Source organism: Collinsella sp. WCA1-178-WT-3 (M1), assembly GCF_009696325.1.
In the GTDB taxonomy this organism is placed as follows: Bacteria; Actinomycetota; Coriobacteriia; order Coriobacteriales; family Coriobacteriaceae; genus Collinsella.
Window position 1 is genome coordinate 1 of the sequence record NZ_VUME01000022.1, and the last position, 2,727, is coordinate 2,727.

Here is a 2,727-nt window from a genome sequence, read left to right on the forward strand (position 1 = left end):
GTTATATTTACGGCCGCCGTTTACTGGGGCTTCGATCAAGAGCTTCGCTTACGCTAACCCCATCAATTAACCTTCCGGCACCGGGCAGGCGTCACACCGTATACGTCCACTTTCGTGTTTGCACAGTGCTGTGTTTTTAATAAACAGTTGCAGCCACCTGGTATCTGCGACTCCCGGCAGCTTAGAGAGCAAGTCTCATCACCGCTAGGAGCGTACCTTCTCCCGAAGTTACGGTACCATTTTGCCTAGTTCCTTCACCCGAGTTCTCTCAAGCGCCTTGGTATTCTCTACCTGACCACCTGTGTCGGTTTCGGGTACGATTCCTGTGTAACTGAAGCTTAGAGACTTTTCCTGGAAGCATGGCATTTATCACTTCAGCACCGTAGTGCCTCGTCATCACACCTCAGCCTTGATTATCCGGATTTGCCTGGATAACCAGCCTACATGCTTAAACCGGGACAACCGTCGCCCGGCTGACCTAGCCTTCTCCGTCCCCCCTTCGCAGTAACACCAAGTACAGGAATATTAACCTGTTTCCCATCGACTACGCCTTTCGGCCTCGCCTTAGGGGTCGACTCACCCTGCCCCGATTAACGTTGGACAGGAACCCTTGGTCTTCCGGCGAGCGGGCTTTTCACCCGCTTTATCGTTACTTATGTCAGCATTCGCACTTCTGATACCTCCAGCATCCCTCACAGGACACCTTCAACGGCTTACAGAACGCTCCCCTACCCAACAACGCCTAAGCGTCGCTGCCGCAGCTTCGGTGCATGGTTTAGCCCCGTTACATCTTCCGCGCAGGCCGACTCGACCAGTGAGCTATTACGCTTTCTTTAAATGATGGCTGCTTCTAAGCCAACATCCTGGCTGTCTGTGCCTTCCCACATCGTTTCCCACTTAACCATGACTTTGGGACCTTAGCTGGCGGTCTGGGTTGTTTCCCTCTTCACGACGGACGTTAGCACCCGCCGTGTGTCTCCCGTGATAACATTCTTCGGTATTCGTAGTTTGCATCGGGTTGGTAAGTCGGGATGACCCCCTAGCCGAAACAGTGCTCTACCCCCGAAGATGAGTTCACGAGGCGCTACCTAAATAGCTTTCGGGGAGAACCAGCTATCTCCCGGTTTGATTGGCCTTTCACCCCCAGCCACAAGTCATCCGCTAATTTTTCAACATTAGTCGGTTCGGTCCTCCAGTTAGTGTTACCCAACCTTCAACCTGCCCATGGCTAGATCACCGGGTTTCGGGTCTATACCCTGCAACTTAACGCCCAGTTAAGACTCGGTTTCCCTACGGCTCCCCTATACGGTTAACCTTGCTACTGAATATAAGTCGCTGACCCATTATACAAAAGGTACGCAGTCACCCCACGAAGGTGCTCCCACTGCTTGTACGTACACGGTTTCAGGTTCTTTTTCACTCCCCTCGCCGGGGTTCTTTTCGCCTTTCCCTCACGGTACTGGTTCACTATCGGTCAGTCAGGAGTATTTAGCCTTGGAGGATGGTCCCCCCATATTCAGACAGGATACCACGTGTCCCGCCCTACTCTTCGAGTTCACAGCCTGTGCATTTTGGTGTACGGGACTATCACCCTGTACCGTCGGACTTTCCAGACCGTTCCACTAACACACAAGCTGATTCAGACTCTGGGCTGCTCCCCGTTCGCTCGCCGCTACTGGGGGAATCTCGGTTGATTTCTTTTCCTCGGGGTACTTAGATGTTTCAGTTCCCCCGGTTCGCCTCGTTAACCTATGTATTCAGTTAACGATAGTGCAACGAATTGCACTGGGTTTCCCCATTCGGACATCGCCGGCTGTAACGGTTCATATCACCTTACCGACGCTTTTCGCAGATTAGCACGTCCTTCATCGCCTCTGACTGCCAGGGCATCCACCGTGTACGCTTAGTCGCTTAACCTCACAACCCGAAGATGTTTCGTAAAACATCATCGTGTCGCGAAAATTTGAGAGACTCGAACACACATTAACTGTGTGTCGTTTCAATTTTCAGCTTGATCCAGATTTTTAAAGAGCAAATATCTCAAACATCACCCGAAGATGCGTTTTGAGATATATCGGCACGCGTCTTTCACTCACGAACCAGCAAGTGGCGTCCCCTAGGGGATTCGAACCCCTGTTACCGCCGTGAAAGGGCGGTGTCCTGGGCCTCTAGACGAAGGGGACACTGAAGTCTCAATCGCAAGACGCCTTGCTTCTCTACTTTCATCAGACAATCTGTGTGAGCACTACAACGGCAGGTTCTTTAAGGTAAGGAGGTGATCCAGCCGCAGGTTCCCCTACGGCTACCTTGTTACGACTTCACCCCAGTCATGAATCACAAAGTGGTAAGCGCCCTCCCGAAGGTTAAGCTACCTACTTCTTTTGCAGCCCACTCCCATGGTGTGACGGGCGGTGTGTACAAGGCCCGGGAACGTATTCACCGTGACATTCTGATTCACGATTACTAGCGATTCCGACTTCATGGAGTCGAGTTGCAGACTCCAATCCGGACTACGATCGGCTTTTTGAGATTAGCATCACATCGCTGTGTAGCAACCCTTTGTACCGACCATTGTAGCACGTGTGTAGCCCTGGCCGTAAGGGCCATGATGACTTGACGTCGTCCCCGCCTTCCTCCAGTTTGTCACTGGCAGTATCCTTAAAGTTCCCATCCGAAATGCTGGCAAGTAAGGAAAAGGGTTGCGCTCGTTGCGGGACTTAACCCAAC

1 tRNA gene and 2 rRNA genes are annotated in these 2,727 nt (G+C 52.1%); all 3 read right to left on the reverse strand.

The features are described from left to right. A 23S ribosomal RNA gene (locus FYJ40_RS08770) occupies positions 1-1,917 on the reverse strand; the annotation flags it as partial. 190 nt (positions 1,918-2,107) lie between these two features. Continuing rightward, positions 2,108-2,183, reverse strand: a tRNA-Glu gene (locus FYJ40_RS08775). An 85-nt stretch (positions 2,184-2,268) separates the two neighbouring features. After that, positions 2,269-2,727, reverse strand: a 16S ribosomal RNA gene (locus FYJ40_RS08780); the annotation flags it as partial.